At 66.4% G+C, this 21,393-nt stretch carries 22 protein-coding genes; 19 read left to right on the top strand and 3 right to left on the bottom strand.

All coding sequences use genetic code 11. The features are described from left to right. Nucleotides 1-7: 7 nt before the first annotated feature. Both GGC47_RS15440 and GGC47_RS15435 read right to left on the bottom strand, forming a co-directional pair. Nucleotides 8-1,156 (bottom strand): acyl-CoA dehydrogenase family protein, encoded by a 1,149-nt coding sequence (locus GGC47_RS15440; RefSeq protein ID WP_370954216.1) that lies wholly within the window; start codon nucleotides 1,154-1,156, stop codon nucleotides 8-10. Between the two features lie 11 nt (nucleotides 1,157-1,167). Continuing rightward, nucleotides 1,168-2,331 carry a dihydrodipicolinate synthase family protein gene (locus tag GGC47_RS15435; protein ID WP_142020815.1) on the bottom strand — a complete coding sequence of 388 codons (1,164 nt, stop codon included), beginning with the start codon at nucleotides 2,329-2,331 and terminating at the stop codon, nucleotides 1,168-1,170. A 165-nt stretch (nucleotides 2,332-2,496) separates the two neighbouring features. On the opposite strand from GGC47_RS15435, the gene GGC47_RS15430 reads away from it, so the two are divergent. From GGC47_RS15430 to tam, 9 genes are all read left to right on the top strand, one after another. Then, on the top strand, nucleotides 2,497-3,564 hold the full coding sequence (locus GGC47_RS15430) for a LacI family DNA-binding transcriptional regulator (protein WP_142020816.1): 1,068 nt from the start codon (nucleotides 2,497-2,499) through the stop codon (nucleotides 3,562-3,564). 21 nt (nucleotides 3,565-3,585) lie between these two features. Continuing rightward, the gene (locus tag GGC47_RS15425) at nucleotides 3,586-5,178 is read left to right on the top strand and encodes an acyl CoA:acetate/3-ketoacid CoA transferase (protein WP_429068455.1); all 1,593 of its coding nucleotides are present in this window, start codon (nucleotides 3,586-3,588) and stop codon (nucleotides 5,176-5,178) included. Further along, nucleotides 5,175-5,948 carry an enoyl-CoA hydratase/isomerase family protein gene (locus GGC47_RS15420; RefSeq protein ID WP_142020818.1) on the top strand — a complete coding sequence of 258 codons (774 nt, stop codon included), beginning with the start codon at nucleotides 5,175-5,177 and terminating at the stop codon, nucleotides 5,946-5,948. The genes GGC47_RS15425 and GGC47_RS15420 overlap by 4 nt, the downstream gene beginning before the upstream one ends. A 1-nt stretch (nucleotide 5,949) precedes the next feature. Then, on the top strand, nucleotides 5,950-6,711 hold the full coding sequence (locus GGC47_RS15415) for a 3-ketoacyl-ACP reductase (RefSeq protein WP_142020819.1): 762 nt from the start codon (nucleotides 5,950-5,952) through the stop codon (nucleotides 6,709-6,711). A 111-nt stretch (nucleotides 6,712-6,822) separates the two neighbouring features. After that, nucleotides 6,823-7,491 (top strand): amino acid ABC transporter permease, encoded by a 669-nt coding sequence (locus tag GGC47_RS15410; protein WP_142020820.1) that lies wholly within the window; start codon nucleotides 6,823-6,825, stop codon nucleotides 7,489-7,491. A 9-nt stretch (nucleotides 7,492-7,500) separates the two neighbouring features. Further along, nucleotides 7,501-8,151 carry an amino acid ABC transporter permease gene (locus GGC47_RS15405; protein ID WP_038367723.1) on the top strand — a complete coding sequence of 217 codons (651 nt, stop codon included), beginning with the start codon at nucleotides 7,501-7,503 and terminating at the stop codon, nucleotides 8,149-8,151. Nucleotides 8,152-8,194: 43 nt separating this feature from the next. Further along, nucleotides 8,195-9,031, top strand: coding sequence for a transporter substrate-binding domain-containing protein (locus tag GGC47_RS15400; RefSeq protein WP_051988452.1), 837 nt, complete (start codon nucleotides 8,195-8,197; stop codon nucleotides 9,029-9,031). A gap of 89 nt (nucleotides 9,032-9,120) precedes the next feature. Next, entirely contained in the window at nucleotides 9,121-9,909 is a 789-nt protein-coding gene (locus GGC47_RS15395; protein ID WP_081925630.1) for an amino acid ABC transporter ATP-binding protein, read from the top strand. Between the two features lie 118 nt (nucleotides 9,910-10,027). Further along, nucleotides 10,028-10,816, top strand: a complete 789-nt coding sequence (tam, locus tag GGC47_RS15390; RefSeq protein ID WP_429068454.1) for a trans-aconitate 2-methyltransferase — start codon at nucleotides 10,028-10,030, stop codon at nucleotides 10,814-10,816. A 35-nt stretch (nucleotides 10,817-10,851) separates the two neighbouring features. On the opposite strand, the gene GGC47_RS15385 is transcribed toward tam, so the two are convergent. After that, entirely contained in the window at nucleotides 10,852-11,568 is a 717-nt protein-coding gene (locus tag GGC47_RS15385; RefSeq protein ID WP_429068453.1) for a YcbK family protein, read from the bottom strand. A gap of 332 nt (nucleotides 11,569-11,900) precedes the next feature. Here GGC47_RS15385 and GGC47_RS15380 point away from each other — a divergent pair, with 332 nt between their 5' ends. The 10 genes from GGC47_RS15380 to GGC47_RS15335 all read left to right on the top strand — a co-directional run bounded on the left by GGC47_RS15380 (nucleotide 11,901) and on the right by GGC47_RS15335 (nucleotide 21,390). Next, nucleotides 11,901-12,281, top strand: coding sequence for an NADH-quinone oxidoreductase subunit A (locus GGC47_RS15380; RefSeq protein ID WP_370954217.1), 381 nt, complete (start codon nucleotides 11,901-11,903; stop codon nucleotides 12,279-12,281). Nucleotides 12,282-12,344: 63 nt separating this feature from the next. Continuing rightward, nucleotides 12,345-12,929 carry a NuoB/complex I 20 kDa subunit family protein gene (locus tag GGC47_RS15375; protein ID WP_038367718.1) on the top strand — a complete coding sequence of 195 codons (585 nt, stop codon included), beginning with the start codon at nucleotides 12,345-12,347 and terminating at the stop codon, nucleotides 12,927-12,929. Between the two features lie 41 nt (nucleotides 12,930-12,970). After that, entirely contained in the window at nucleotides 12,971-13,576 is a 606-nt protein-coding gene (locus GGC47_RS15370; protein ID WP_142020822.1) for an NADH-quinone oxidoreductase subunit C, read from the top strand. Further along, nucleotides 13,576-14,019, top strand: a complete 444-nt coding sequence (locus GGC47_RS15365; RefSeq protein WP_429068452.1) for a GFA family protein — start codon at nucleotides 13,576-13,578, stop codon at nucleotides 14,017-14,019. Before GGC47_RS15370 ends, GGC47_RS15365 begins: the two co-directional genes overlap by 1 nt. After that, nucleotides 14,016-15,206, top strand: a complete 1,191-nt coding sequence (locus GGC47_RS15360) for an NADH-quinone oxidoreductase subunit D (protein ID WP_429068451.1) — start codon at nucleotides 14,016-14,018, stop codon at nucleotides 15,204-15,206. Before GGC47_RS15365 ends, GGC47_RS15360 begins: the two co-directional genes overlap by 4 nt. Before the next feature lie 290 nt (nucleotides 15,207-15,496). Beyond that, entirely contained in the window at nucleotides 15,497-16,714 is a 1,218-nt protein-coding gene (nuoE, locus tag GGC47_RS15355) for an NADH-quinone oxidoreductase subunit NuoE (protein WP_429068450.1), read from the top strand. A gap of 11 nt (nucleotides 16,715-16,725) precedes the next feature. After that, nucleotides 16,726-18,030 carry an NADH-quinone oxidoreductase subunit NuoF gene (nuoF, locus tag GGC47_RS15350; protein ID WP_429068449.1) on the top strand — a complete coding sequence of 435 codons (1,305 nt, stop codon included), beginning with the start codon at nucleotides 16,726-16,728 and terminating at the stop codon, nucleotides 18,028-18,030. A 4-nt stretch (nucleotides 18,031-18,034) separates the two neighbouring features. Next, nucleotides 18,035-20,098: an NADH-quinone oxidoreductase subunit NuoG gene (gene nuoG / locus GGC47_RS15345; RefSeq protein WP_429068448.1), complete on the top strand. Its 2,064-nt coding sequence runs from the start codon at nucleotides 18,035-18,037 to the stop codon at nucleotides 20,096-20,098. Nucleotides 20,099-20,104: 6 nt separating this feature from the next. Next, nucleotides 20,105-21,157 carry an NADH-quinone oxidoreductase subunit NuoH gene (gene nuoH / locus GGC47_RS15340; protein ID WP_142020826.1) on the top strand — a complete coding sequence of 351 codons (1,053 nt, stop codon included), beginning with the start codon at nucleotides 20,105-20,107 and terminating at the stop codon, nucleotides 21,155-21,157. After that, nucleotides 21,154-21,390 carry a hypothetical protein gene (locus GGC47_RS15335; protein WP_142020827.1) on the top strand — a complete coding sequence of 79 codons (237 nt, stop codon included), beginning with the start codon at nucleotides 21,154-21,156 and terminating at the stop codon, nucleotides 21,388-21,390. The genes nuoH and GGC47_RS15335 overlap by 4 nt, the downstream gene beginning before the upstream one ends. Nucleotides 21,391-21,393: the final 3 nt, after the last annotated feature.

Raw genomic sequence — 21,393 nt, 5'->3', positions numbered from 1 at the left:
CGAAGCGTCAGGCGCCGTTCTTGATCAATTCCTTGGCGATGATGGTGCGCTGGATCTGGTTGGTGCCCTCGTAGATCTGCGTGATCTTGGCGTCGCGATAGAGCCGCTCGACCTCGAAGCCGCGGATATAGCCGGAGCCGCCGAAGACCTGCACGGCGTTCGCCGTCTGCGCCACCGCCGTGTCGCTGGCGAAGCATTTTGCCATCGAGGAGGCAGATGTCGCAGGCTTCTCATGATCGATCAGCAAGGCGGCGCGCTCGACCAGCGCGCGGGCGGCGGCGATGTCCTTGGCCATGTCGGCCAGCAGCCATTGCAGACCCTGATTGTCGAGGATCGGCTTGCCGAACTGGCGCCGGTCGCGGGCATAACCGAGAGCGGCCTCCAGCCCCGCCTGCGCGATGCCGACCGCCAGCGAGGCGATGCCGACGCGGCCCTTCTCCAGCACGCTCATCATGATGTGGAAGCCGCGCCCCTTGGGGCCGAGCAGGGCTTCGCGCGGCACCACGACGCCGTCGAAATTGAGCGCGCCGACCTGGCTGGCGCGCTGGCCCATCTTGTGCTCCTTCGGCCCGCGCGAGACGCCCGGCGCATGCAGGTCGACCAGGAAGATGCTCATGCCGCGATGGCCGGCGGCCGGATCGGTCGAGGCCAGCACGAAGCCGAGATCGGCGACGGGAGCGTTGTGGATCCAGAGCTTGCCGCCGTCGATGACATAGCCCTCTGCGGTCTCGCGCGCGGTGGTGCGGACGTTCGAGAGGTCGGAACCGGCCTCGGCCTCGGTCAGGCAATAGGCGACGCGCGTCTTGCCGGCGAGGATGTCAGGCAGGTGCTTGAGCTGCACGGGCGTGCCGTAGCGGGTCAGCAGCGTGCCGATCAACTCGACGAGACCGCATTGGTCGGCGACGGAGGCATAGCCGCGCGACAATTCCTCCATCACGATGGCATAGGCGTAGGTGTCGAGGCCGGCACCACCATGTGCCTCCGGCACGGTGATGCCGAACAGGCCGAGCGCGCCCATCTGGCGGTAAATCTCGGCGGGAAAGGTCTCGTCGCGGTCGAGATCGTTGGCGGCGGGCCTGACGACTTCCTCGGCAAAGCGCCGGGCGGTCTCACGGATCTGGTCGTAGATTTCGGCGTCGAGCAAGGGGGCGTGCATGGCTTTCCTCCTCAGGCGACGCCGTTGAGGGCGCAAAGATGTGCCATGCGGCGCGCTGCCAATTCCGGCTCGAAGAACAGCCCGGACTGATCGGCGAGGCGGAAAAGATCGGCATAGTGCAGGATGCCGCGCGCGGATTCGGCGCCGCCGACCATGCGGAAATGGCTCTGGAAGCCGTTCAGCCAGGCGAGGAAGACGACGCCGCATTTGTAATGCTGCGTCGGCGCCTCGAAGAGCCGGCGCGAGAGCGCGACCGTGGGATCGAGGATCGCGTGGAAGCCGGCGCGGTCGCCCGCTTCCAGCTTCGCGAAGGCAGCCGCTGCGGCCGCTGCGATCGGATCGAAGATGCCGAGCAAACCGTGCGAGAAGCCTTGCACGTCACCGGCGATCAGCTCCGCATAGTTGAAGTCGTCGCCGGTATACATGACCACGCCTTCCGGCAGGCGGCGGCGCATCGCGATCTCCTTGCCGGCATCGAGCAGCGAGATCTTGATGCCGTCGATCTTGTCGGCGTGCTCGCGGATCAGGGTGAGCACCGTCTCCATCGCCGGCTCGAAATCGCGGTTGCCCCAGTAGCCGGCGAGCGCCGGGTCGAACATCTCGCCGAGCCAGTGCAGGATCACCTTGCCGCGGCACTGCCGGATCAGGCGGCCATAGACGGCGAGATAGTCGTCCGGTCCCTTCGCGACGCGACAGAGCGCGCGGCTCGCCATCAGGATGATCTTGCCGCCGTGCTTCTCGATATGGCCGACCTGCTCCTCATAGGCGCGGATCACGTCGTCGAGGCTGCGCACGGTGTTGGGGTCAAGCTGGTCGGTGCCGGCGCCGCAGGCGAGATCGGCGCCCGGCGTCGCCTTGGCCTCGGCCAGCGAGCGGGCGATCAGTTCGGCGGCGTTGGGCCAGTCCAGCCCCATGCCGCGCTGGGAGGTGTCCATCGCCTCGGCGATCTTGAAGCCGAGGCCCCAGAGATGGCGGCGGAAGGCGAGCGTCGCATCCCAATCCACGGCCGGGACGCGCCAGGGCTCCTGCTGCTTCAGCGGGGCGGCGACGACATGGGCGGCGGCATAGACGGTGCGGATGCCGTTGGGCTTTGCCGTCTGCGGGAACGGCGAAGGCGGCGAAAGCCTGTAGCGCTCGCTGCTGCCGTCCGAGCGGGGCAGGGTGATCTCGGCCATCGCTTCCTCCAAATCGTTTATTGGAACGTTCCAATTTTAGAAACGTGTTTCGAGCCTTATACAGCCGGCATAAATCCTTTGAAAGGGGATATTGCTTCGCTTCTCATTCACTGATAATGGAACGTTCCAAGAAAAGAACAGTGCGATGCGCCCCGGGACGAAACGATGCCGCAGCCGCAGGGCAGCAAGGGCCAAGATACCAAGAAGAAGGTGACGATCATCGAGATCGCGGACGCCGCCGGCGTCTCGAAATCGACGGTCTCGCTCGTCCTCACCGGCCGCGGCGCGGTCAAGCCCGAGACGCGCCAGCACGTCCTCGAGACGATGGACCGGCTCGGCTATGTCTATAATCGCGGCGCCGCCAATCTGCGCAACGCGCAGTCTCGCATCGTCGGGCTCGTCCTCAACGATCTCTCCAACCCGTTCTTCGCCGAATTCGCGATCGGCGTGGAGAAGGTCCTGCAGATGGCGGGCTATGTCGCCTTCATGGCCAACACCGCCGAAAGCGTGGTGCGCCAGGAGCAGGTGATGCGGATGATGCGCGAGCACGGCGCCGGCGGCATCATCCTCTGCCCGGCGCTGGATACGCGGCCTGAGCATCTCGACTGGGTCAGGGCTGCCGGTACCGCCCTGCTGGTGGCGATCCGCCGCCTGCCGGATGTGGCTGTGAGCCATGTCGTGCCGGAAAATCTGGCGGGGGCGAGCCGCATCACCCGCCATCTCATCAATCTCGGCCATGAGCGCATCGCCTTTCTCGGCGGCATGCATTCGATGGTGGTGCGGCAGGAGCGGCATGGCGGCTTCCTCGCTGCGATGGAGGCGACCGGGCGCAATGTCGATCCGGCGCTCAACCTCGAAAGCATGCCGACGCGCGATGGCGGCTTCGGCGCGATGAGCGCCGTGCTCTCGCTCGCCGACCGGCCGACAGCGGTGGTCTGCTACAACGACGTCACCGCCATCGGCGCGATGCTGGCGGTGGCGCGCCACGGCCTCGTCGTCGGGCGCGATATCGCCATCGTCGGATTCGACGACACTAGCGAGGCGCGCCATGTCTCGCCGGCGCTGACCACCGTCGCCGTCGATCCCGTGGGCTTGGGCGAGCGCGCCGCCGCGCTGCTGCTGAAGCAGATCAATGACCCCGCCGCGGAGCCCGAAAGCTTCATCGGCCCCGCCAACCTCGTCATCCGTGAATCCTGCGGCGCCTATCAGCGCGCGCTCGCCGCCGCCGGCTGAGACCTCGAAGAGATAAGAAACATGGCTTTTCCCCGCATCCTCTCCGCCGACGAAGCCGCCGCCCTGATCCCGGATGAGGCGATCGTCACGGTCTCCTCCTCCTCCGGCCTCGGCTGCCCTGATGCGGTGCTTGCAGCCATCGGCCGGCGCTTCGACGCCTCCGGTCACCCGCGCAACCTGACGACGCTGCACCCGATCGCGGCCGGCGACATGTGGGGCGTCAAGGGCGTCGATCACATCGCCAAGCCCGGCCTGCTCGCCCGGATCATGGGCGGTTCCTATCCTTCCGGCCCGTCCTCGGCCGAGCCGCCTGCGATCTGGAAGATGGTCACGGGCGATGAGATCCCGGCCTACAATATCCCGAGCGGCATCCTATTCGACATGCACCGCGAAGCCGCCGCCAAGCGGCCGGGCGTGCTGACCAAGATCGGCATGGACACCTTCGTCGATCCCAAGCACCAGGGCTGCGCCATGAACGCGCGCGCCATGGCCGAGCCGATCGTCAGCCGCGTCGCGTTCGACGGCGAGGACTGGCTCTATTTCCGCAGCATCGTGCCACAAGTCGCGATCATCCGCGCCACCACCGCCGATGAGCGCGGCAATCTCTCCTACGAGCATGAAGGCGGCCTGCTCGGCCCGCTCGATCAGGCACTGGCCGTGCGCAACAATGGCGGCATCGTCATCGCGCAGGTGAAGCGCGTGGTCGAGGCCGGCAGCCTCAACACGCAAGCCGTCTTCGTGCCCGGCATTCTGGTCGATGCCATCGTGGTCGCGCCAGACCAGATGCAGACCACGCAGACTGTCTACGATCCCGCCATTTCCGGCGAGGTGCGCCGGCCGCTGTCGAGCTTCGAGACGCCGGCCTTCGACGTCGCCAAAGTGATCGCGCGTCGGGTCGCGCAGGAACTGCGTTACGGCGACGCGGTCAATATCGGCTTCGGCATCTCGGCCAATGTCCCGCGCATCCTGATTGAGGAAGGCCAGCACGGCGCCGTCACCTGGGTGATCGAGCAGGGCGCCGTCGGCGGCGTGCCGTTGCTCGAATTCCAGTTCGGCTGCGCCTCCAATGCCGAGGCGATCGTGCCTTCGCCCTACCAGTTTACCTATTTCCAGGGGGCGGGCTTCGACATGTCGCTGCTCTCCTTCCTGCAGATCGACAGGCAGGGCTGCGTCAACGTCTCCAAGCTTGGCGTGCGTCCGCATGTCACCGCTGGCGCCGGCGGCTTCATCGACATCACCGCCCGGGCCAAGCGCATCGTCTTCTCCGGCTATTTCAGCGCTGCGGCCAAGCTTGCCATCACTGAGGGCAAGCTCGTCATCGAGAAGGAGGGCAAGGTGAAGAAGCTGGTCGAAGCCGTTGAGCATATTTCTTTCTCCGGCCCTCGTGCCGTCGCCCAGGGCCAGGACGTGACCTACATCACCGAGCGTTGCGTGATGAAGCTGACGGCGGACGGCATCGCCGTCACCGAGATCGCGCCCGGCGTCGATCTTGAGCGCGACATTCTCGCTCAGAGCGAATTCCCGCTGCTGGTCCCGAAGCCGCCGAAGCTGATGGACGCCGCGCTCTTCGAAGAGGCGCTGATCGGCCTCGAACTCCCCGCGAGGGCGGCATGAGCGATCCCGTCCGCCTCCACATCGCCTCGGGCATTGCGACGATCACGCTCGCCCGGCCCGAAAAGCTCAACGCGCTCGACGACGTCATGGTCGGCCTGCTCGGCCGCTTTGCTGACACCATTGACGCCGACCGCTCGGTCCGTGCCGTCATCCTGACGGCCGAGGGCAAGGCCTTCTGCGCCGGCGGCGACATCGTCGCCTGGGGCGGGTTATCGCCGCTGGAGATGGGGCAGGGCTGGGTCCGCTCCGGCCATCGCGTCTTCGACAAGCTCGCGCGGATGAAGCCGCCGGTCATTGCCGCGATGAATGGCCACGCGCTCGGCGGCGGGCTCGAGCTCGCCGTTACCGCCGATATCCGCATCTGCGAGGCGCAGGCCAAGATCGGCCTGCCCGAGAGCGGGCTCGGCATGATTCCCGGCTGGTCCGGCACGCAGCGTCTGGTCAGGCGGCTCGGCGGGCAGGTCGCGCGCCGCCTCGCGCTGACCGGCGAGATCGTCACGGCTGAGACGGCGCTGACGCTTGGGATCGTCGATCAGGTCGTGGAGAAGGGCGGGGCGCTCGCGGCCGCGCAGGCCATGGCCGAGCGCGTCTGCCAGCGCGGGCCGGTGGCGAACCTCGTCGTCAAGCAGCTCATCAATGCGGCCGAGGGCGAGGACAGCGCTGCGATCATGGAGACGCTGGCGAGTTCACTCGTCTCCTACACCGAGGATGTGAAGGAGGGCGTCGCGGCCTTCCAGCAGAAGCGCACGCCACAATACCGGGGAGAATGAGATGAGCCGTCCCGTCGCCCTGATCACCGGCGCAAGGCGCGGCATCGGCCGCGCCATCGGCGTCGCGCTCGCCAAGGCGGGCCATGACATCGCCTTCACCGACATCGTCGAGGACGAGGCTGCGAACGAAGCATTGAAGCTCTTCGAGGCGGCGGGCGCTGCGGCTCGGTTCTTCAGGCACGATGTCGCGGCCGTCGCGAGCCATGCCGACCTCGTGGCGAACGTCAAACAGCGATGCGGCCGGCTCGATGTTTTCGTCTCGAATGCCGGCATCGGTGCGCCGGTGCGCGGTGACATGCTGGAGATCACGCCGCAGAGTTTCGACGTCGTCATGGACGTCAACCTGCGCGGCGCCGCCTTCCTGAGCCAGGAGGTGGCCAAGGCCATGCTCGCCGACAGGCCGGAGCGCCCGGCCATCGTCTTCATCACCTCGGCCTCGACCGAGCTGGTTTCGATCGACAGGGCGCAGTACTGCGTCTCCAAGCTCGGCCTCTCGATGTGGGCGAAGGCGCTCGCCGTCAGGCTCGCGCCGGAGGGGATTCCGGTCTTCGAGGTCAGGCCGGGCGTGATCCGCACCGAGATGACCGCGAAGGTCGCTGCCAAATACGATGCGCGCATCGCCGAGGGGCTGATTCCCGCCGGCCGCTGGGGCGAGGGCGAAGATGTCGCAGCGGTCGTCGCTGCCCTGACGGGTGGACAGTTCGCCTATGCGACTGGAACAGTGATCAACGCCGATGGCGGCTTGCTGATTCCGCGATTGTAGGGATTCTGCTGCGGCCCCGGGCGAGAACCGGCGGCCCGGCCGGCCGGGAGGATTGATGAGGAAGGCATATGAAGGCAGCCCTGCTTTCGCCACCCGGAACGGGCGGCCCGCATGAGCTATGAATTCGATTTCGCCGATGTCTTCTCGGCATGGCCCGAGCTGCTGCAGGGGCTGCTCAATTCGCTGGTGCTGTCGGCACTGGCGATGGCGATCGGCATGGTGGTTTCGGTCGCCGGCGCGCTCGGCAAGACCTCGGGGCCGAAATGGCTGGTCCGGATCATCGACGAATATATAGAGCTGATCCGCAATACCCCGTTCCTGATCCAGATCTTCATGATCTATTTCGGATTGCCGTCCCTGGGCCTGAAGTTCTCCTCCAACGGGGCGGCGCTGCTGGCCCTGGTCGTCAATGTCGGCGCCTATGGCATCGAGATCATCCGCGCCGGCATCGAGAGCATCCAGAAGGGCCAGGTCGAGGCGGGCAAGTCGCTGGGCATGCGCCCGCTCCAGATCTTCCGCTACATCATCCTGAAGCCGGCGATCCAGGCGATCTACCCTTCGCTGACCAGCCAGTTCATCCTGCTGATGCTGAACACCAGCGTCTGCTCGGCGATCGCGGCGAGCGAATTGACGGCGGTGGCGGGCGACATCCAGTCGCGCACCTTCCGCAGCTTCGAGGTCTATTTCGTCGCCACCTGTCTGTATCTCGGCCTCTCCGTCTTCTTCTGGACGGTCTTCGCCGGGATCGAACGCGCCTTCCTGCGCAAGCCAACCCGGTGAGGTGACGACATGCGCACACTCGGATCAGGCGACATCATCTACATCATCATGGCGGTGCGCTGGACGCTGCTGCTCTCGCTCGTCGCCTTCCTCGGCGGCGCGCTGGGCGGGGCGCTGGTGGCGCTCGCCCGCAGCGGCGAATACAAATGGCTGCGCTTCGCCTCGGCTGGCTACATCAAGCTCTTCCAGGGCACGCCGCTGCTGATGCAGCTCTTCCTCGCCTTCTTCGTGCCCGGGCTGTTCGGCTGGTCGGTCGACCCCTGGACGGCGGCGGCGCTCGGCCTGTCGCTGCATGCCAGCGCCTTCCTCGGCGAGATTTGGCGCGGCGCCATCGAGGTCGTGCCGCGCGGACAATGGGAAGCGGCGACCTCGCTCGGCCTGCGCTACTGGCCGAAGATGATGCTCGTCATCGCGCCGCAGGCCGTCCGCATCGCAATTCCCCCGACGATCGGCTTCCTGGTGCAGCTCATCAAGGGCACTTCGCTCGCTTCGATCATCGGCTTCGTCGAGCTGACACGCGCGGCGCAGATCATCAACAACGCGACCTTCCGGCCCTTCACGGTCTTCGCGCTCGTCGCGCTGCTCTATTACGTCATCTGCAGGCCGCTCTCGGCCTACAGCAAAAGGATGGAGCAAAAGCTCCTCGTCGCCGCCCGCTGAAGGCGGCGATGCAATTCAGCCTGTCCCAGAGGAGAACGTCCCCATGTCCCTGTTTAAATCGATTTGCCGCCGCGGCCTCGGCACGCTGGTCTTCGCCGGCCTTGCCGCCGCCGCGCTCAACGTCGCCCCGGCGCAGGCCGCTACCCCTGACGAGATCAAGGCCCGCGGCAAGCTGATGGTCGGCGTGCTGACCGACTACCCGCCCTTCGGTGGCACCGACGCCCAGCAGCAGCCGGCCGGCTACGACGCCGATGTCGCGGCGCTGATGGCCAAGGCGCTCGGCGTCAAGCTCGAGCTCGTCCCGGTCACCGGCCCGAACCGCATCCCTTATCTGCTGACCAACAAGGTCGACCTGTTGATCGCCACCTTCGGCATCACCCCCGAGCGTCAGAAGCAGGTGCTGTTCTCCAACCCCTACAGCACGCTGACGATCTATGTGCTGGCCCCCAAGAGCCTGAACGTCAAGACGCCGGAGGATCTGAAGAACGTCACGATCAGCGTCGCGCGCGCCTCGACGCAGGACATCGCGATCAGCAATGTCGCCCCTCCCGGTACCCCGCTGAAGCGCTATGATGACGACGCGACCGCGCTTCAGGCCCTGATCTCCGGGCAGGTCCAGGGCATGGGCGCCAGCAACACCATCCTCGCCCAGCTCAACAAGGATTATCCGCAGCTCGGCATCGAACCCAAGATCACGCTCAAGGAACAGGCCAACGGCATGGCCTTCCGCAAGGCCGATACCGCGCTGGCCGAGTTCTCGAACAAGTTCATCGCCGAGATCGAGGGCAACGGCGAACTGTCCAAGATCAACCAGAAATGGTTCGGCATGCCGCTGCCGAAGCTGCCGCCGATGCCGCAGTTCGAAGGCACCAAGTGGTGATCGCTCACGGGGCCTGACGGCTTCTGAAACCGGATGCGCCCGGTCCTGTGCCGGGCGCATCTCCAACTGAACCAGAACGGCTTTTGCAGATGTCCGCGACCGCTCCCTCCGCCGGCGACCATGAGATCGGCGACGTGATCATCGAGATGCGTCATGTCGACAAATTCTATGGCGACTTCCATGTGCTGCGCGATATCGACCTCACCGTCTCGCGCGGCGAGCGCATCGTCATCTGCGGGCCCTCCGGCTCGGGCAAGTCGACCCTGATCCGCTGCCTGAACCAGCTCGAGGAGCATCAGAAGGGCGATATCGTCATCGACGGCACGACGGTCCATGCCGGGCTGAAGGGCATCGAGGACATCCGCCGCGAGATCGGCATGGTCTTCCAGAGCTTCAACCTGTTCCCGCATCTGACCGCGCTGGAGAACTGCACGCTGGCGCCGATGAAGGTGCGCGGCATTGCGAAGGCTGAGGCCGAGGCGAACGCCCGCAGGATCCTGGAGCGCGTCCATATCCCGGAGCAGGCCAACAAATATCCGGTCCAGCTCTCCGGCGGCCAGCAACAGCGCGTCGCCATCGCCCGCTCGCTCTGCATGAACCCCAAGATCATGCTGTTCGACGAGCCGACTTCGGCGCTCGACCCCGAGATGGTCTCCGAGGTGCTCGACGTCATGGTCGAGCTCGCCGAGAGCGGCATGACCATGCTCTGCGTCACCCATGAAATGGGCTTTGCCCGCAAGGTCGCCGACCGGGTGATCTTCATGGACGCTGGCGAGATCGTCGAGGTCGCGCCGCCCGAATCGTTCTTCTCGGCGCCGCAAAACGAGCGCACCCGCAAATTCCTCGGCCAGATCCTGAAGCACGGCGAGAGCCACTGAGCGGCGAACCGCGCCCGAAGAACAAGGCGCTGCGATATCGGGCTGGACACGGCATGCGGCCCGCTATTGTAGAGTGCGCCGCCGTCCCATGGCGGCGCACCAGGGAATGGAATGCGACATGTCTGCCAAAGCCGACTGGGATGCCAATCAGTATCTGCGCTTCGAGGACGAGCGGACGCGCCCGCCGCTCGATCTGATCCAGCGCGTCGGGCTTCGGGCGCCGACGCGTTGCATCGATCTCGGCTGCGGCCCCGGCAACAGCACGGAGCTCGTCGCGGCCCGCTTTCCCGATGCCGAGGTGACGGGGCTCGATTCCTCGCCCGACATGATCGAAAAGGCGCGCAAGCGCTTGCCGCAGCTCTCCTTCGTGCTGGCGAATCTCGACGATTGGTCGGCCGGCCCTGACTACGATTTGATCTTCGCCAATGCGGTGCTGCAATGGCTGCCGGACCATGCGAGCCTGTTTCCCCGGCTCGCGGGTGCGCTGAAGCCCGGCGGCCAGCTCGCCGTGCAGATGCCGAACAATCTCGCCGAGCCCTCTCACGTTGCCATGGCCGAGACCGCGGCGGAAGGGCCCTGGGCGGGGCGTCTCGTCGAGGCCGCCGCAGCGCGGGCGCCGACGGGCAGTTTCTCTGATTATCGCCGCTGGCTCGCGGAGGCCGGCTGCACCGTCGATCTCTGGCAGACCACCTATGTCCACGCGCTGGCTGGCCATGACGCGATCGTCGAATGGTTCAAGAGCACCGCTCTGAAGCCCTATCTCGACCCGCTGCCTGCGGATGAGCGCGAGGGCTTCCTCGCACGCTACAAGGAGCGGATCGCGCCCGCCTATCCGGTCGAGCCGGACGGCAAGGTGCTGCTGCGCTTCCCCCGCCTGTTCATCCTCGCGACTAGGGCCGGGGCCTGACCGACAGGCTGGCCCCCGGCCATTGCCGCGCCGACTCACCAGGGCCGGCGCGGCCCGGTGTCGATATGGATCAGCCCGTTCCAGTAGACTTGGTTGCCGCCGACCTCCGGCAGTGACCGCGCCCATTCCAGCACGACGCGCGGCTTCACGCCGGGCACGCGGAAATCCATCGCCTCGCAGCGCTTGTGATAGGAGCCGCGCCGCGCCCGCCAGGGCGGCCGCCAGGTCGAGGTCACCTTCACCGCGCCGTACCTGTCGACGATCTTGCCGAGAATCAGCTTCAGCCGCTGCGGCAGGCAGGCGGTCGACGTGCCTGGATTGGTGGAGATGCCGGGCCTGTCGGCCTTCTCGTTCGGGTCGAATGCCGGCTCCGCGCCGGCCTTCTGCCCGGGGGTGAGCTTCGGCCATTCCGGCCCCTCATCCTCGTCCGGCCCGTCGGCCATGGGCGCGGTACCCTCTGCGGGCGGTGTTTCCGATGCAGGCGTTCCGCCGGCTGCGGGCGTTTCCGTCGATGGCGCGGCTGGCGGCGTCTCTGCGACGGCGGGGCTTGCCGGCGTCTCCTGCGCCGGGCGCGGCGCGGGTGGCACGACGATCGGCGGCAGTTTCGGCGTGCCTGCCAGATCGAGATCGAAGGGACGTTGCGGCGGCTGGGGCGCACGCACGCTTTGACCGTCCTGGGCGCGGGCTTCGGCGGCAAGGAGCAGGGCTACGGCGAACGCCAGGCTCGCCGGCAGGCAGGCGAGCGGCTTCACGCCGGCCGGGCTCCGCGCGGTGTTGCGCCGCAGGATGGCCGGGAGGGGGAGCGCATGGAGGGCCTTTCAAAAAAGCGTCCGCCCGCGGGCGATTCGGGCAGGGTGAACGAATTGCTGTGGGTTCCCAACGCGAAAAACACGCGCTTCCGGCCGAATTTTGCCTCATGGCCGTGGGAGGGAGAGCGGAGGCGGTGCGATTTTGCCGCATCCTGCGCCGCATACAACCCGCCCACGCGATTGTGCGGCGCGGCGGAGTCTTGCTTCATTCTAATCGAGGGTCTAAGCGAACGGGGCGGTGAGCCGTTGTGCGGCCGCGCGAAGCGAGTTCGACGATGCAAGCTCTTCCGGTGCATTCCCTTCTGACCGACTACCTGCCGCTGGTGCTGTTCATCGGCGTCTCGGCGGTGATCGGGCTGGCGCTGCTGATCGCCCCCTTCGCGATCGCCTATTCGAAGCCTGACGCCGAAAAGCTCTCGGCTTACGAATGCGGCTTCAACGCCTTCGACGATGCCCGCATGAAGTTCGACGTGCGGTTCTACCTGGTCGCGATTCTCTTCATCATCTTCGATCTCGAGGTCGCGTTCCTGTTCCCCTGGGCCGTCGCCTTCGGCGGGCTCGGCTGGTATGGTTTCTGGTCGATGATGGTCTTTCTCGGCGTGCTCACCGTGGGTTTCATCTACGAGTGGCGCAAGGGCGCGCTGGAGTGGGACTGACCTGATCGTGAGGCGGTTTTCCGTTTTCTGTCAGGCAGACTAGACGTTCACGAGGATTAGGACATGGCAGTCACAGCGATCGATCGTGGTGATCCGCTCGTCGCGCAGGCGCCGAGGGGTTTGCTCGGTCCGGACGGCAAGCCCGTCGGGGCGCGTGATCCCTTCTTCGTCGAGATCAACAACGAGCTGGCCGACAAGGGCTTCCTCGTCACCGCGACGGACGATCTGATCAACTGGGCCCGCACCGGCTCGCTGATGTGGATGACCTTCGGCCTGGCCTGCTGCGCCGTCGAGATGATGCAGCTCTCGATGCCGCGCTACGATGTCGAGCGCTTCGGCTTCGCGCCGCGCGCCTCACCGCGCCAGTCCGACGTGATGATCGTGGCGGGCACGCTGACCAACAAGATGGCTCCGGCCCTGCGCAAGGTCTACGACCAGATGCCGGAGCCGCGCTACGTCATCTCGATGGGCTCCTGCGCCAATGGCGGCGGCTATTACCACTACAGCTATTCGGTGGTCCGCGGCTGCGACCGCATCGTCCCGATCGACATCTACGTTCCGGGCTGCCCGCCGACGGCCGAGGCGCTGCTCTACGGCGTGCTGCTGCTGCAGAAGAAGATCCGCCGCACCGGCACGATCGAGCGCTGAGCGCTCCATCGGTCGATGCGGCAGGCGATGAAGGTGAGACGATGAGCGAAGCGCTCGAAAAGCTCGGTGAAGAGATCATGACTGCGCTGCCCGGCGCGGTCACGGAGGCGGTCGTCGCTTTCGAGGAGCTGACGATCCATGCCGAGGCGGCTTCGATCGTCGAGGTCCTGCGCACGCTCTACAGCGACCCGCGCTTCCGCTTCGTGAACTTCACCGACATCGCCGGGGCCGACTATCCCGGCCGCGAGAGGCGATTCGACGTCGTCTATCACCTGCTCGCGCCGCACCATAACCGGCGCATCCGCGTCAAGGTCCAGACCGACGAGGCGACGCCGGTTCCCTCCGTCGTCGACGTCTTCCCGGCGGCGAACTGGTTCGAGCGCGAGGCCTACGATTTCTACGGCATCCTGTTCACCGGCCATCCGGATTTGCGCCGCATCCTCACCGATTACGGCTTCGAGGGCTATCCGCTGCGCAAGGACTTCCCGCTGACCGGCTTCGTCGAGGTTCGCTATGACGACGAGCAGAAGCGCGTCGTGTACGAGCCGGTGAAGCTGAACCAGGAATTCCGCAACTTCGATTTCCTCTCGCCCTGGGAAGGCACGGATTACGTGCTGCCGGGCGACGAGAAGGCGAAGGGGGCGTGATGGCGGCGGGCCACCAAACCCTGTCCGGCGGCTGCCTCTGCGGCGCGGTGCGTTTCACCGCGACGCCCGAGAAGCAGGAGATGGATGTCTGCCATTGCGGCATGTGCCGGAAATGGAGCGGCGGCGTCTTCATGGCGGTGCCCTGCTCCGGCGTGTCGGTGGCGGACGAGCAGGCGCTCAGTGTCTATCCGTCCTCCGACTGGGGTGAGCGGGTCTTCTGCAGGACATGCGGGTCGAGCCTGTTCTGGCGCCTGCGCGAAGGTGCGGACGGCCATGTCGCGGTCGCCTTCCAGGCCTTCGACGACCAATCATCCTTCGACTTCGTCGCGGAGATCTTCATCGATGAAAAGCCGGCGCTCTATGCGTTTGCCGGCGATCGGCCACGGCTGACCGGGGACGAGTTCCTGGCCCGCGTCGCGGCAAAGCAGGGCGGCACGGCATGACCGAGCACAATATCCGCAACTTCTCGATCAATTTCGGCCCGCAGCATCCGGCGGCGCACGGCGTGCTGCGCCTCGTGCTGGAGCTCGACGGCGAGATCGTCGAGCGCGTCGATCCGCATATCGGCCTGCTGCATCGCGGCACCGAGAAGCTGATCGAGGCCAAGACCTATCTCCAGGCCGTGCCCTATTTCGACCGGCTCGACTATGTCGCGCCGATGAACCAGGAGCACGCCTATGCGCTCGCGGTCGAGCGCCTCGTCGGCGTGACCGTGCCGCGCCGCGGCCAGCTCATCCGCGTGCTCTATTCCGAGATCGGCCGCATCCTCTCGCATCTGCTGAACGTCACCACGCAGGCGATGGACGTCGGCGCCCTCACGCCTCCGCTCTGGGGCTTCGAGGAGCGCGAGAAGCTGATGATCTTCTACGAGCGGGCCTGCGGCGCGCGCATGCACGCGGCCTATGTCCGTCCGGGCGGCGTGCACCAGGACATCCCGGTCTCGCTGATCCACGACATCGCCGAATGGTGCGATCCGTTCCTCAAGGTCTGCGACGACCTCGAAGGCCTGCTCAGCGACAACCGCATCTTCAAGCAGCGCAACGTCGATATCGGCGTGGTCGATCTCGAGACCTGCTGGAAATGGGGCTTTTCGGGCGTGATGGTGCGTGGCTCCGGCGCGCCCTGGGATCTGCGCAAGTCGCAGCCCTATGAATGCTACGAGGAGATGGAATTCGACATCCCCGTCGGCAAGAACGGCGACTGCTTCGACCGCTATCACATCCGCATGGAAGAGATGCGCCAGTCGGTGCGCATCATGAAGCAGTGCTGCGAGAAGCTGCTGGCGCCCGATGGCGGCGGCCCGGTCTCTTCGCTCGACGGCAAGGTCGTGCCGCCCAAGCGCGGCGAGATGAAGCGCTCGATGGAGTCGCTCATCCACCATTTCAAGCTCTACACCGAGGGCTACAGGGTGCCGGCCGGCGAGGTCTATGCGGCCGTCGAGGCGCCCAAGGGCGAGTTCGGCGTCTATCTGGTCTCCGACGGCACCAACAAGCCCTATCGCTGCAAGATCAAGGCCCCGGGCTTCGCCCATCTCCAGGCCATGGATTTCATGTGCCGCAAGCACATGCTCGCCGACGTCTCCGCGATCCTCGGCTCGCTGGACATCGTGTTCGGGGAGGTCGATCGGTGAGATTGGCCGCTGCCTTGATGGGGCTGGTTGGGTGCGCAATCGCCGCGAGTGGCGCGTCGGCGCAGGGCCGTCCGACCTATCAGCAGCTTGAGAAGGCCGGATTTCGCTATGTTGCCAAGGATCAGCCCGGCTATGTGAGCTGGTGCTCCTGGATTTATGTCCGCCGTTGTACGGATCCGGTCTTCAGCTGCAGCTGCGGCGGCCAGGATCCGAATTACGGGCGTTGTGTGCCGGCTCTGCCGCGTGCCGCCGCCCAATATCGAAGCTATTGCCAGGGTTGAGAAAGCCGAATGTCCGTCCGTCGTCTCGCACCTGATCCTATCCAACCGGCCTCCTTCGCCTTCACTGCGGCGAACGAGAACTGGATCGACCAGCAGATCGCCAAGTACCCGGAAAGCCGCCAGGCTTCCGCCGTCATTCCGCTCTTGTGGAAGGCGCAGGAGCAGGAGGGCTGGGTTTCCCGCGCCGTGATCGAGACCGTTGCGAAGCGCTTGGGCATGGCGCCGATGCGCGTGCTGGAGGTCGCGACCTTCTACACCATGTTCAACCTGCAGCCGGTCGGCGAGTTCTTCGTCCAGCTCTGCGGCACGACGCCCTGCGCGCTGCGCGGCGCCGAGGCGCTGAAGAAGGTCTGCGAGGACGTCATCGGCCCGCAATCGACCGTGACCGCCGACGGCAAGCTCTCCTGGCTCGAAGTCGAGTGCCTTGGCGCCTGCTGCAACGCCCCGATGGCGCAGATCAATGTCGATTACTACGAGGACCTGACGCCGGCGAATTTCCGCCAGCTTCTCGACGATCTCCGCAATGGCCGCGCCACCAAGCCCGGCCCGCAGAACGGCCGCACCGGCTCCGAGCCGGAAGGTGGTCCGCAGACCCTGACCGACAAGGCCCTCTATGACGGCTCGATGATCGGCGCGGGCGACTGGCAGAAGCGCATCGCCGAGCAGCGTAAGGCCGCGGCCGAAGCCGCAGCCGCCAAGGCCGCCGCCGAGGCAGAAGCCAAGAAGGCCGCCGAAGCCGAGGCGAAGAAGGCCGAGGCGACCCCGGCCGCCGTTGCCGAGAAGCCCGCGACAGAGACGGCCGCCGCCGCCCGCCCGCAGCCTTCGGAGCCGGCCCAGCCCTCCAGCGCCGCGAACGACACGCCGGCTGCCAAGGGCAAGGTCGAGAAGAAGGATGTCGCCGAGGCCGCCAAGCCTGCGGCAGCGGACAAGGCCATCGCGACCGACGAGAGCAAGCCCGAACTGCTGACCGCCGCGCGCGACGGCAAGGGCGACGATCTCGAACTGATCTGGGGCGTCGGGCCGAAGCTTGGCAAGATGCTCAACGAGATGGGCGTCTGGCATTACGACCAGATCGCCAAATGGACACCGGCGGAGCTCGCCTGGGTCGATGCACGGCTGACCGGCTTCAAGGGTCGGGCGCTGCGTGACGACTGGATTGCTCAGTCGAAGAAGCTCGCGACGGGCTGGCGCCCGGAGTCGAAGCTTGGCGACAAGCCGGCAGAGTGAGGCACTAGGACATGCTCGCAGATCGCGACCGCATCTTCACCAATCTCTACGGCCTGCATGACCGCTCCCTGAAGGGCGCGATCCAACGCGGCGGCTGGGATGGTACCAAGTTCATCCTGGAGCAGGGCCGGGACTGGATCATCGACGAGATGAAGAAGTCCGGCCTGCGCGGCCGTGGCGGCGCCGGCTTCCCGACCGGGCTGAAATGGTCGTTCATGCCCAAGCAGAGCGACGGGCGCCCGCATTACCTCGTCGTCAATGCCGACGAGTCGGAGCCGGGCACGTGCAAGGACCGCGAGATCATGCGCAACGACCCGCATACGCTGGTCGAGGGCTGCCTGATCGCCTCCTTCGCCATGGGCGCGCATGCGGCCTATATCTACATCCGCGGCGAATACATCCGCGAGCGCGAGGCGCTGCAGCGCGCCGTCGACGAGGCCTATGAGGCCAAGCTCATCGGCAAGGACAACGTCCACGGCTATCCCTTTGATCTCTATGTGCATCACGGTGCCGGCGCCTATATCTGCGGCGAAGAGACGGCGCTGCTGGAGAGCCTCGAGGGCAAGAAGGGCATGCCGCGGCTGAAGCCGCCATTCCCGGCCAATATGGGTCTCTATGGCTGCCCGACCACGGTCAACAACGTCGAGTCGATCGCGGTCGCGCCGACCATCCTGCGCCGCGGCGCGAGCTGGTTCTCCTCGCTCGGCACGCCGAACAATGTCGGCACCAAGCTCTTCTGCGTCTCGGGCCATGTGAACAAGCCCTGCAACGTCGAAGAGGCGATGGGCATTCCGTTCCGCGAGCTGATCGACAAGCATTGCGGCGGCATCCGCGGCGGCTGGGACAATCTCAAGGCGGTCATCCCCGGCGGTTCGTCGGTGCGCATGGTCCCGGCCGAGCAGATCATCGACACGCCGATGGATTTCGACTCGCTCTCGAAGCTGCGCTCCGGCCTCGGCACGGCGGCGGTGATCGTGATGGACAAGTCGACCGACATCGTCCGCGCCATCGCCCGCATCAGCCATTTCTACAAGCACGAGAGCTGCGGCCAGTGCACGCCTTGCCGCGAGGGCACGGGCTGGATGTGGCGCGTCATGGAGCGCATGGCCGAGGGCCGCGCCCAGAAGCGCGAGATCGATATGCTGCTCGACGTCACCAAGCAGATCGAGGGCCACACGATCTGTGCGCTCGGCGACGCCGCGGCCTGGCCGATCCAGGGCCTGATCGCGCATTTCCGTCACGAGATCGAGCAGCGCATCGACGACTATGCCGCCAACCCGCACAGCGAGCCTGTGCGCCTGATGGCGGCGGAGTGAGACCATGACGAAACTCCTCATCGACGGCATCGAGGTCGATGTCCCCGCCGAGTACACCGTGCTCCAGGCCTGCGAGGCCGCGGGCGTCGAGGTGCCGCGCTTCTGCTTCCACGAGCGCCTCTCGATCGCCGGCAACTGCCGCATGTGCCTCGTCGAGGTGAAGGGTGGCCCGCCGAAGCCGCAGGCCTCCTGCGCCATCGGCGTGCGCGACCTGCGCCCCGGCCCCAACGGCGAGCCGCCGGTCGTCCTGACCAAATCGCCGATGGTCAAGAAGGCGCGCGAAGGGGTGATGGAGTTCCTGCTCATCAACCACCCGCTCGACTGCCCGATCTGCGATCAGGGCGGCGAATGCGATCTCCAGGACCAGGCGATGGCCTATGGCGCTGACACCTCGCGCTATGCCGAGAACAAGCGCGCGGTCGAGGACAAGTATATAGGCCCGCTGGTCAAGACGACGATGACCCGCTGCATCCAGTGCACGCGCTGCGTCCGCTTCACCACCGAGGTCGCCGGCGCCTCCGATCTCGGCGCCATCGGCCGCGGCGAGGACATGGAGATCACGACCTATCTCGAGCAGGCGATGTCGTCGGAGCTCCAGAGCAATGTCGTCGATCTCTGCCCCGTCGGCGCGCTGACCTCCAAGCCCTACCAGAACAAGGCCCGGCCCTGGGAGCTCTCCAAGACCGAGAGCATCGACGTGATGGATGCGGTCGGCTCGGCCATCCGCGTCGACTCGCGCGGCAAGGAAGTGATGCGGATCCTGCCCCGCCTCAACGAGGCGGTGAACGAGGAGTGGATCTCCGACAAGACCCGCCATATCGCCGACGGTCTCAAGACCCAGCGCCTCGACCGGCCCTATATCCGCGAGAACGGGCGCTTGCGCCCCGCGAGCTGGACGGAGGCCTTCGCTGCCGTCGCCAACAAGGTGAAGGCCGCGAGCCCAGAGAAGATTGGCGCCATCGCGGGCGATCTCGCGGCCGTGGAGGAGATGTTCGCGCTGAAGGCGCTGATCGCCTCGCTCGGATCGGCCAATCTCGACGCCCGCCAGGACGGCACCAGGCTGCATCCGAAGTTCGGCCGCGCCTCCTACGTGCTCAACGCCGGCATCGCGGGCATCGAGCAGGCGGATTCGCTGCTCATCATCGGCTCGAACCCGCGCCGCGAGGCGCCGATCCTGAATGCCCGCATCCGCAAGCGCTGGCTGCGCGGCAACTTCAAGGTCAGCCTCATCGGCGAGAAGGCCGATCTGACCTATGCCTATGATTATCTCGGCGCTGGTCCGGAGACGCTGGCCGATATCGTGAAATCGGCCCAGGCCGGCGAGGGCAAGGCGATGGTGCTGGTCGGGCAGGGCGCTCTCGCCCGTACCGACGGCGAGGCCGTCCTCTCGCTCGCTGCCAAGGCGGCGCAAGCGCTCGGCGCTGTCCGCGAAGGCTGGAACGGTTTTGGCGTCATCCACACCGCAGCGTCGCGTGTCGGCGCGCTCGATCTCGGCTTCGTGCCCGGCGAGGGTGGGTTGGACGCTGCCGCGATGGTCAAGCCGGGGGCGCTCGATGTGCTCTTCCTGCTCGGCGCCGACGAGATCGAGGTGCCGGAAGGCGCTTTCGTCGTCTACCAGGGTACGCATGGCGATAAGGGCGCCCATCGCGCCGACGTCATCCTGCCGGGCGCGGCCTACACCGAGAAGTCCGGCACCTATGTGAACACGGAAGGCCGTGTGCAGATGGGCGACCGCGCCACCTTCCCGCCGGGCGATGCCCGCGAGGACTGGGCGATCCTGCGCGCGCTCTCGGCGACGCTGGGCAAGACGCTGCCCTTCGACACGCTCGCCGGCCTGCGCAAGGCGCTCTATGAGGCGCATCCGCATTTCGCGGCGCTCGACGGCCTGCCGGCCAATGACGCTTCGGAGATCGGCAGGCTCGCCGGCCTCGGCGGCAAGACCGACAAGGCGGGCTTCGTCTCGCCCGTCGCCGATTTCTATCAGACCAACCCGATCGCGCGTGCCTCCGCCATCATGGCGGAATGCTCGGCGCTGGCCTCGGGCCGGCACCAGCAGGCGGCGGAGTAACCGGCCATGAACTGGGACCTCGTCCTCGATATCGCGATCGTTCTCGGCAAGAGCCTGCTGCTGCTGGTCTGCCTGCTGGTCTTCATCGCCTACATCCTGCTCGCCGACCGCAAGGTTTGGGCGGCCGTGCAGCTGCGCCGCGGCCCGAACGTGGTCGGCCCCTGGGGCCTGTTCCAGAGCTTCGCCGACCTGATCAAGTTCGCGCTCAAGGAGCCGATCATTCCGTCCGGCGCCAACAAGGGCATCTTCCTGCTGGCGCCCTTCATCTCCTGCCTCTTGGCGCTCGGCGCCTGGGCGGTGATCCCGGTGGCGGAAGGCTGGGCGATCGCCGACATCAATGTCGGCGTGCTCTACATCCTCGCGATCTCCTCGCTCGGCGTCTACGGCATCATCATGGCCGGCTGGGCTTCGAACTCGAAATACCCGTTCATGAGCGCGCTGCGCTCGGCGGCGCAGATGGTGTCCTACGAGGTCTCGATCGGCTTCGTCATCATCACCGTGCTGCTCTGCGTCGGCTCGCTCAATCTCTCGGCCGTGGTCGAGGCGCAGCAGAACCGGGGCCTGGCGCACGCGCTCGGCGTGCCGTGGCTCTCGATCCTGAACTGGTACTTCATCCCGCTCTTCCCGATGTTCGTGGTCTTCTTCGTTTCGGCGCTGGCCGAGACGAACCGGCCGCCCTTCGATCTGGCCGAGGCGGAATCCGAGCTCGTGGCGGGCTTCATGGTCGAGTATTCCTCGACGCCGTACCTGCTGTTCATGCTCGGCGAATACGTGGCGATCATGACCATGTGCTCGCTGACCACGATCCTCTTCCTCGGCGGCTGGGCGCCCCCGGTCGCGCTGCCGCCCTTCACCTGGCTGCCCGGCGTGTTCTGGTTCGCGCTCAAGGTCTGCCTCGTGTTCTTCATGTTCGCGCTGGTGAAGGCCTTCGTGCCGCGCTACCGCTACGACCAGCTGATGCGCCTGGGCTGGAAGGTCTTCCTACCGCTCTCGCTGGCCTGCGTGGTGATTGTGGCGCTGGTGCTGCAGCTGACGGGCTGGGGCCCGGTGGCTGGATGAGTTGGGCCGGCCCGCTCGGAGCCCTGATCGGCTTCGGGCTCGGCCTGCTGGAATACCGGCTGATCTCGGCCGTGGTGATCGGGGCGCTGCGGCGCACGGATCGCTCGGAGACGCAGGCCGAGAAGGATGATTACGAGCGCCGTATCCGCATCCTGCGGGCGGCTCTGGTTGTGATGACGATCGGCTTGATGCCGGTCCTGGGTTTCGTGATCGGCCGGACTGTGTTCGGCTGAGGA

Source organism: Allobosea sp. OAE752, from assembly GCF_050433265.1.
Classification (GTDB): domain Bacteria; phylum Pseudomonadota; class Alphaproteobacteria; order Rhizobiales; family Beijerinckiaceae; genus Allobosea; species Allobosea spartocytisi.
Note: the sequence above shows the minus strand (reverse complement) of the source record. Positions and strands in the feature narration are given on the sequence as shown.

What these genes read in the sequence shown, in the direction of transcription:
- GGC47_RS15440 (WP_370954216.1), bottom strand. Translation starts at nt 1,156, where the DNA reads ATGCACGCCCCCTTGCTCGACGCCGAAATCTACGACCAGATCCGTGAG.
- GGC47_RS15435 (WP_142020815.1), bottom strand. Translation starts at nt 2,331, where the DNA reads ATGGCCGAGATCACCCTGCCCCGCTCGGACGGCAGCAGCGAGCGCTAC.
- GGC47_RS15430 (WP_142020816.1), top strand. Translation starts at nt 2,497, where the DNA reads ATGCCGCAGCCGCAGGGCAGCAAGGGCCAAGATACCAAGAAGAAGGTG.
- GGC47_RS15425 (WP_429068455.1), top strand. Translation starts at nt 3,586, where the DNA reads ATGGCTTTTCCCCGCATCCTCTCCGCCGACGAAGCCGCCGCCCTGATC.
- GGC47_RS15420 (WP_142020818.1), top strand. Translation starts at nt 5,175, where the DNA reads ATGAGCGATCCCGTCCGCCTCCACATCGCCTCGGGCATTGCGACGATC.
- GGC47_RS15415 (WP_142020819.1), top strand. Translation starts at nt 5,950, where the DNA reads ATGAGCCGTCCCGTCGCCCTGATCACCGGCGCAAGGCGCGGCATCGGC.
- GGC47_RS15410 (WP_142020820.1), top strand. Translation starts at nt 6,823, where the DNA reads ATGAGCTATGAATTCGATTTCGCCGATGTCTTCTCGGCATGGCCCGAG.
- GGC47_RS15405 (WP_038367723.1), top strand. Translation starts at nt 7,501, where the DNA reads ATGCGCACACTCGGATCAGGCGACATCATCTACATCATCATGGCGGTG.
- GGC47_RS15400 (WP_051988452.1), top strand. Translation starts at nt 8,195, where the DNA reads ATGTCCCTGTTTAAATCGATTTGCCGCCGCGGCCTCGGCACGCTGGTC.
- GGC47_RS15395 (WP_081925630.1), top strand. Translation starts at nt 9,121, where the DNA reads ATGTCCGCGACCGCTCCCTCCGCCGGCGACCATGAGATCGGCGACGTG.
- tam (WP_429068454.1), top strand. Translation starts at nt 10,028, where the DNA reads ATGTCTGCCAAAGCCGACTGGGATGCCAATCAGTATCTGCGCTTCGAG.
- GGC47_RS15380 (WP_370954217.1), top strand. Translation starts at nt 11,901, where the DNA reads ATGCAAGCTCTTCCGGTGCATTCCCTTCTGACCGACTACCTGCCGCTG.
- GGC47_RS15375 (WP_038367718.1), top strand. Translation starts at nt 12,345, where the DNA reads ATGGCAGTCACAGCGATCGATCGTGGTGATCCGCTCGTCGCGCAGGCG.
- GGC47_RS15370 (WP_142020822.1), top strand. Translation starts at nt 12,971, where the DNA reads ATGAGCGAAGCGCTCGAAAAGCTCGGTGAAGAGATCATGACTGCGCTG.
- GGC47_RS15365 (WP_429068452.1), top strand. Translation starts at nt 13,576, where the DNA reads ATGGCGGCGGGCCACCAAACCCTGTCCGGCGGCTGCCTCTGCGGCGCG.
- GGC47_RS15360 (WP_429068451.1), top strand. Translation starts at nt 14,016, where the DNA reads ATGACCGAGCACAATATCCGCAACTTCTCGATCAATTTCGGCCCGCAG.
- nuoE (WP_429068450.1), top strand. Translation starts at nt 15,497, where the DNA reads ATGTCCGTCCGTCGTCTCGCACCTGATCCTATCCAACCGGCCTCCTTC.
- nuoF (WP_429068449.1), top strand. Translation starts at nt 16,726, where the DNA reads ATGCTCGCAGATCGCGACCGCATCTTCACCAATCTCTACGGCCTGCAT.
- nuoG (WP_429068448.1), top strand. Translation starts at nt 18,035, where the DNA reads ATGACGAAACTCCTCATCGACGGCATCGAGGTCGATGTCCCCGCCGAG.
- nuoH (WP_142020826.1), top strand. Translation starts at nt 20,105, where the DNA reads ATGAACTGGGACCTCGTCCTCGATATCGCGATCGTTCTCGGCAAGAGC.
- GGC47_RS15335 (WP_142020827.1), top strand. Translation starts at nt 21,154, where the DNA reads ATGAGTTGGGCCGGCCCGCTCGGAGCCCTGATCGGCTTCGGGCTCGGC.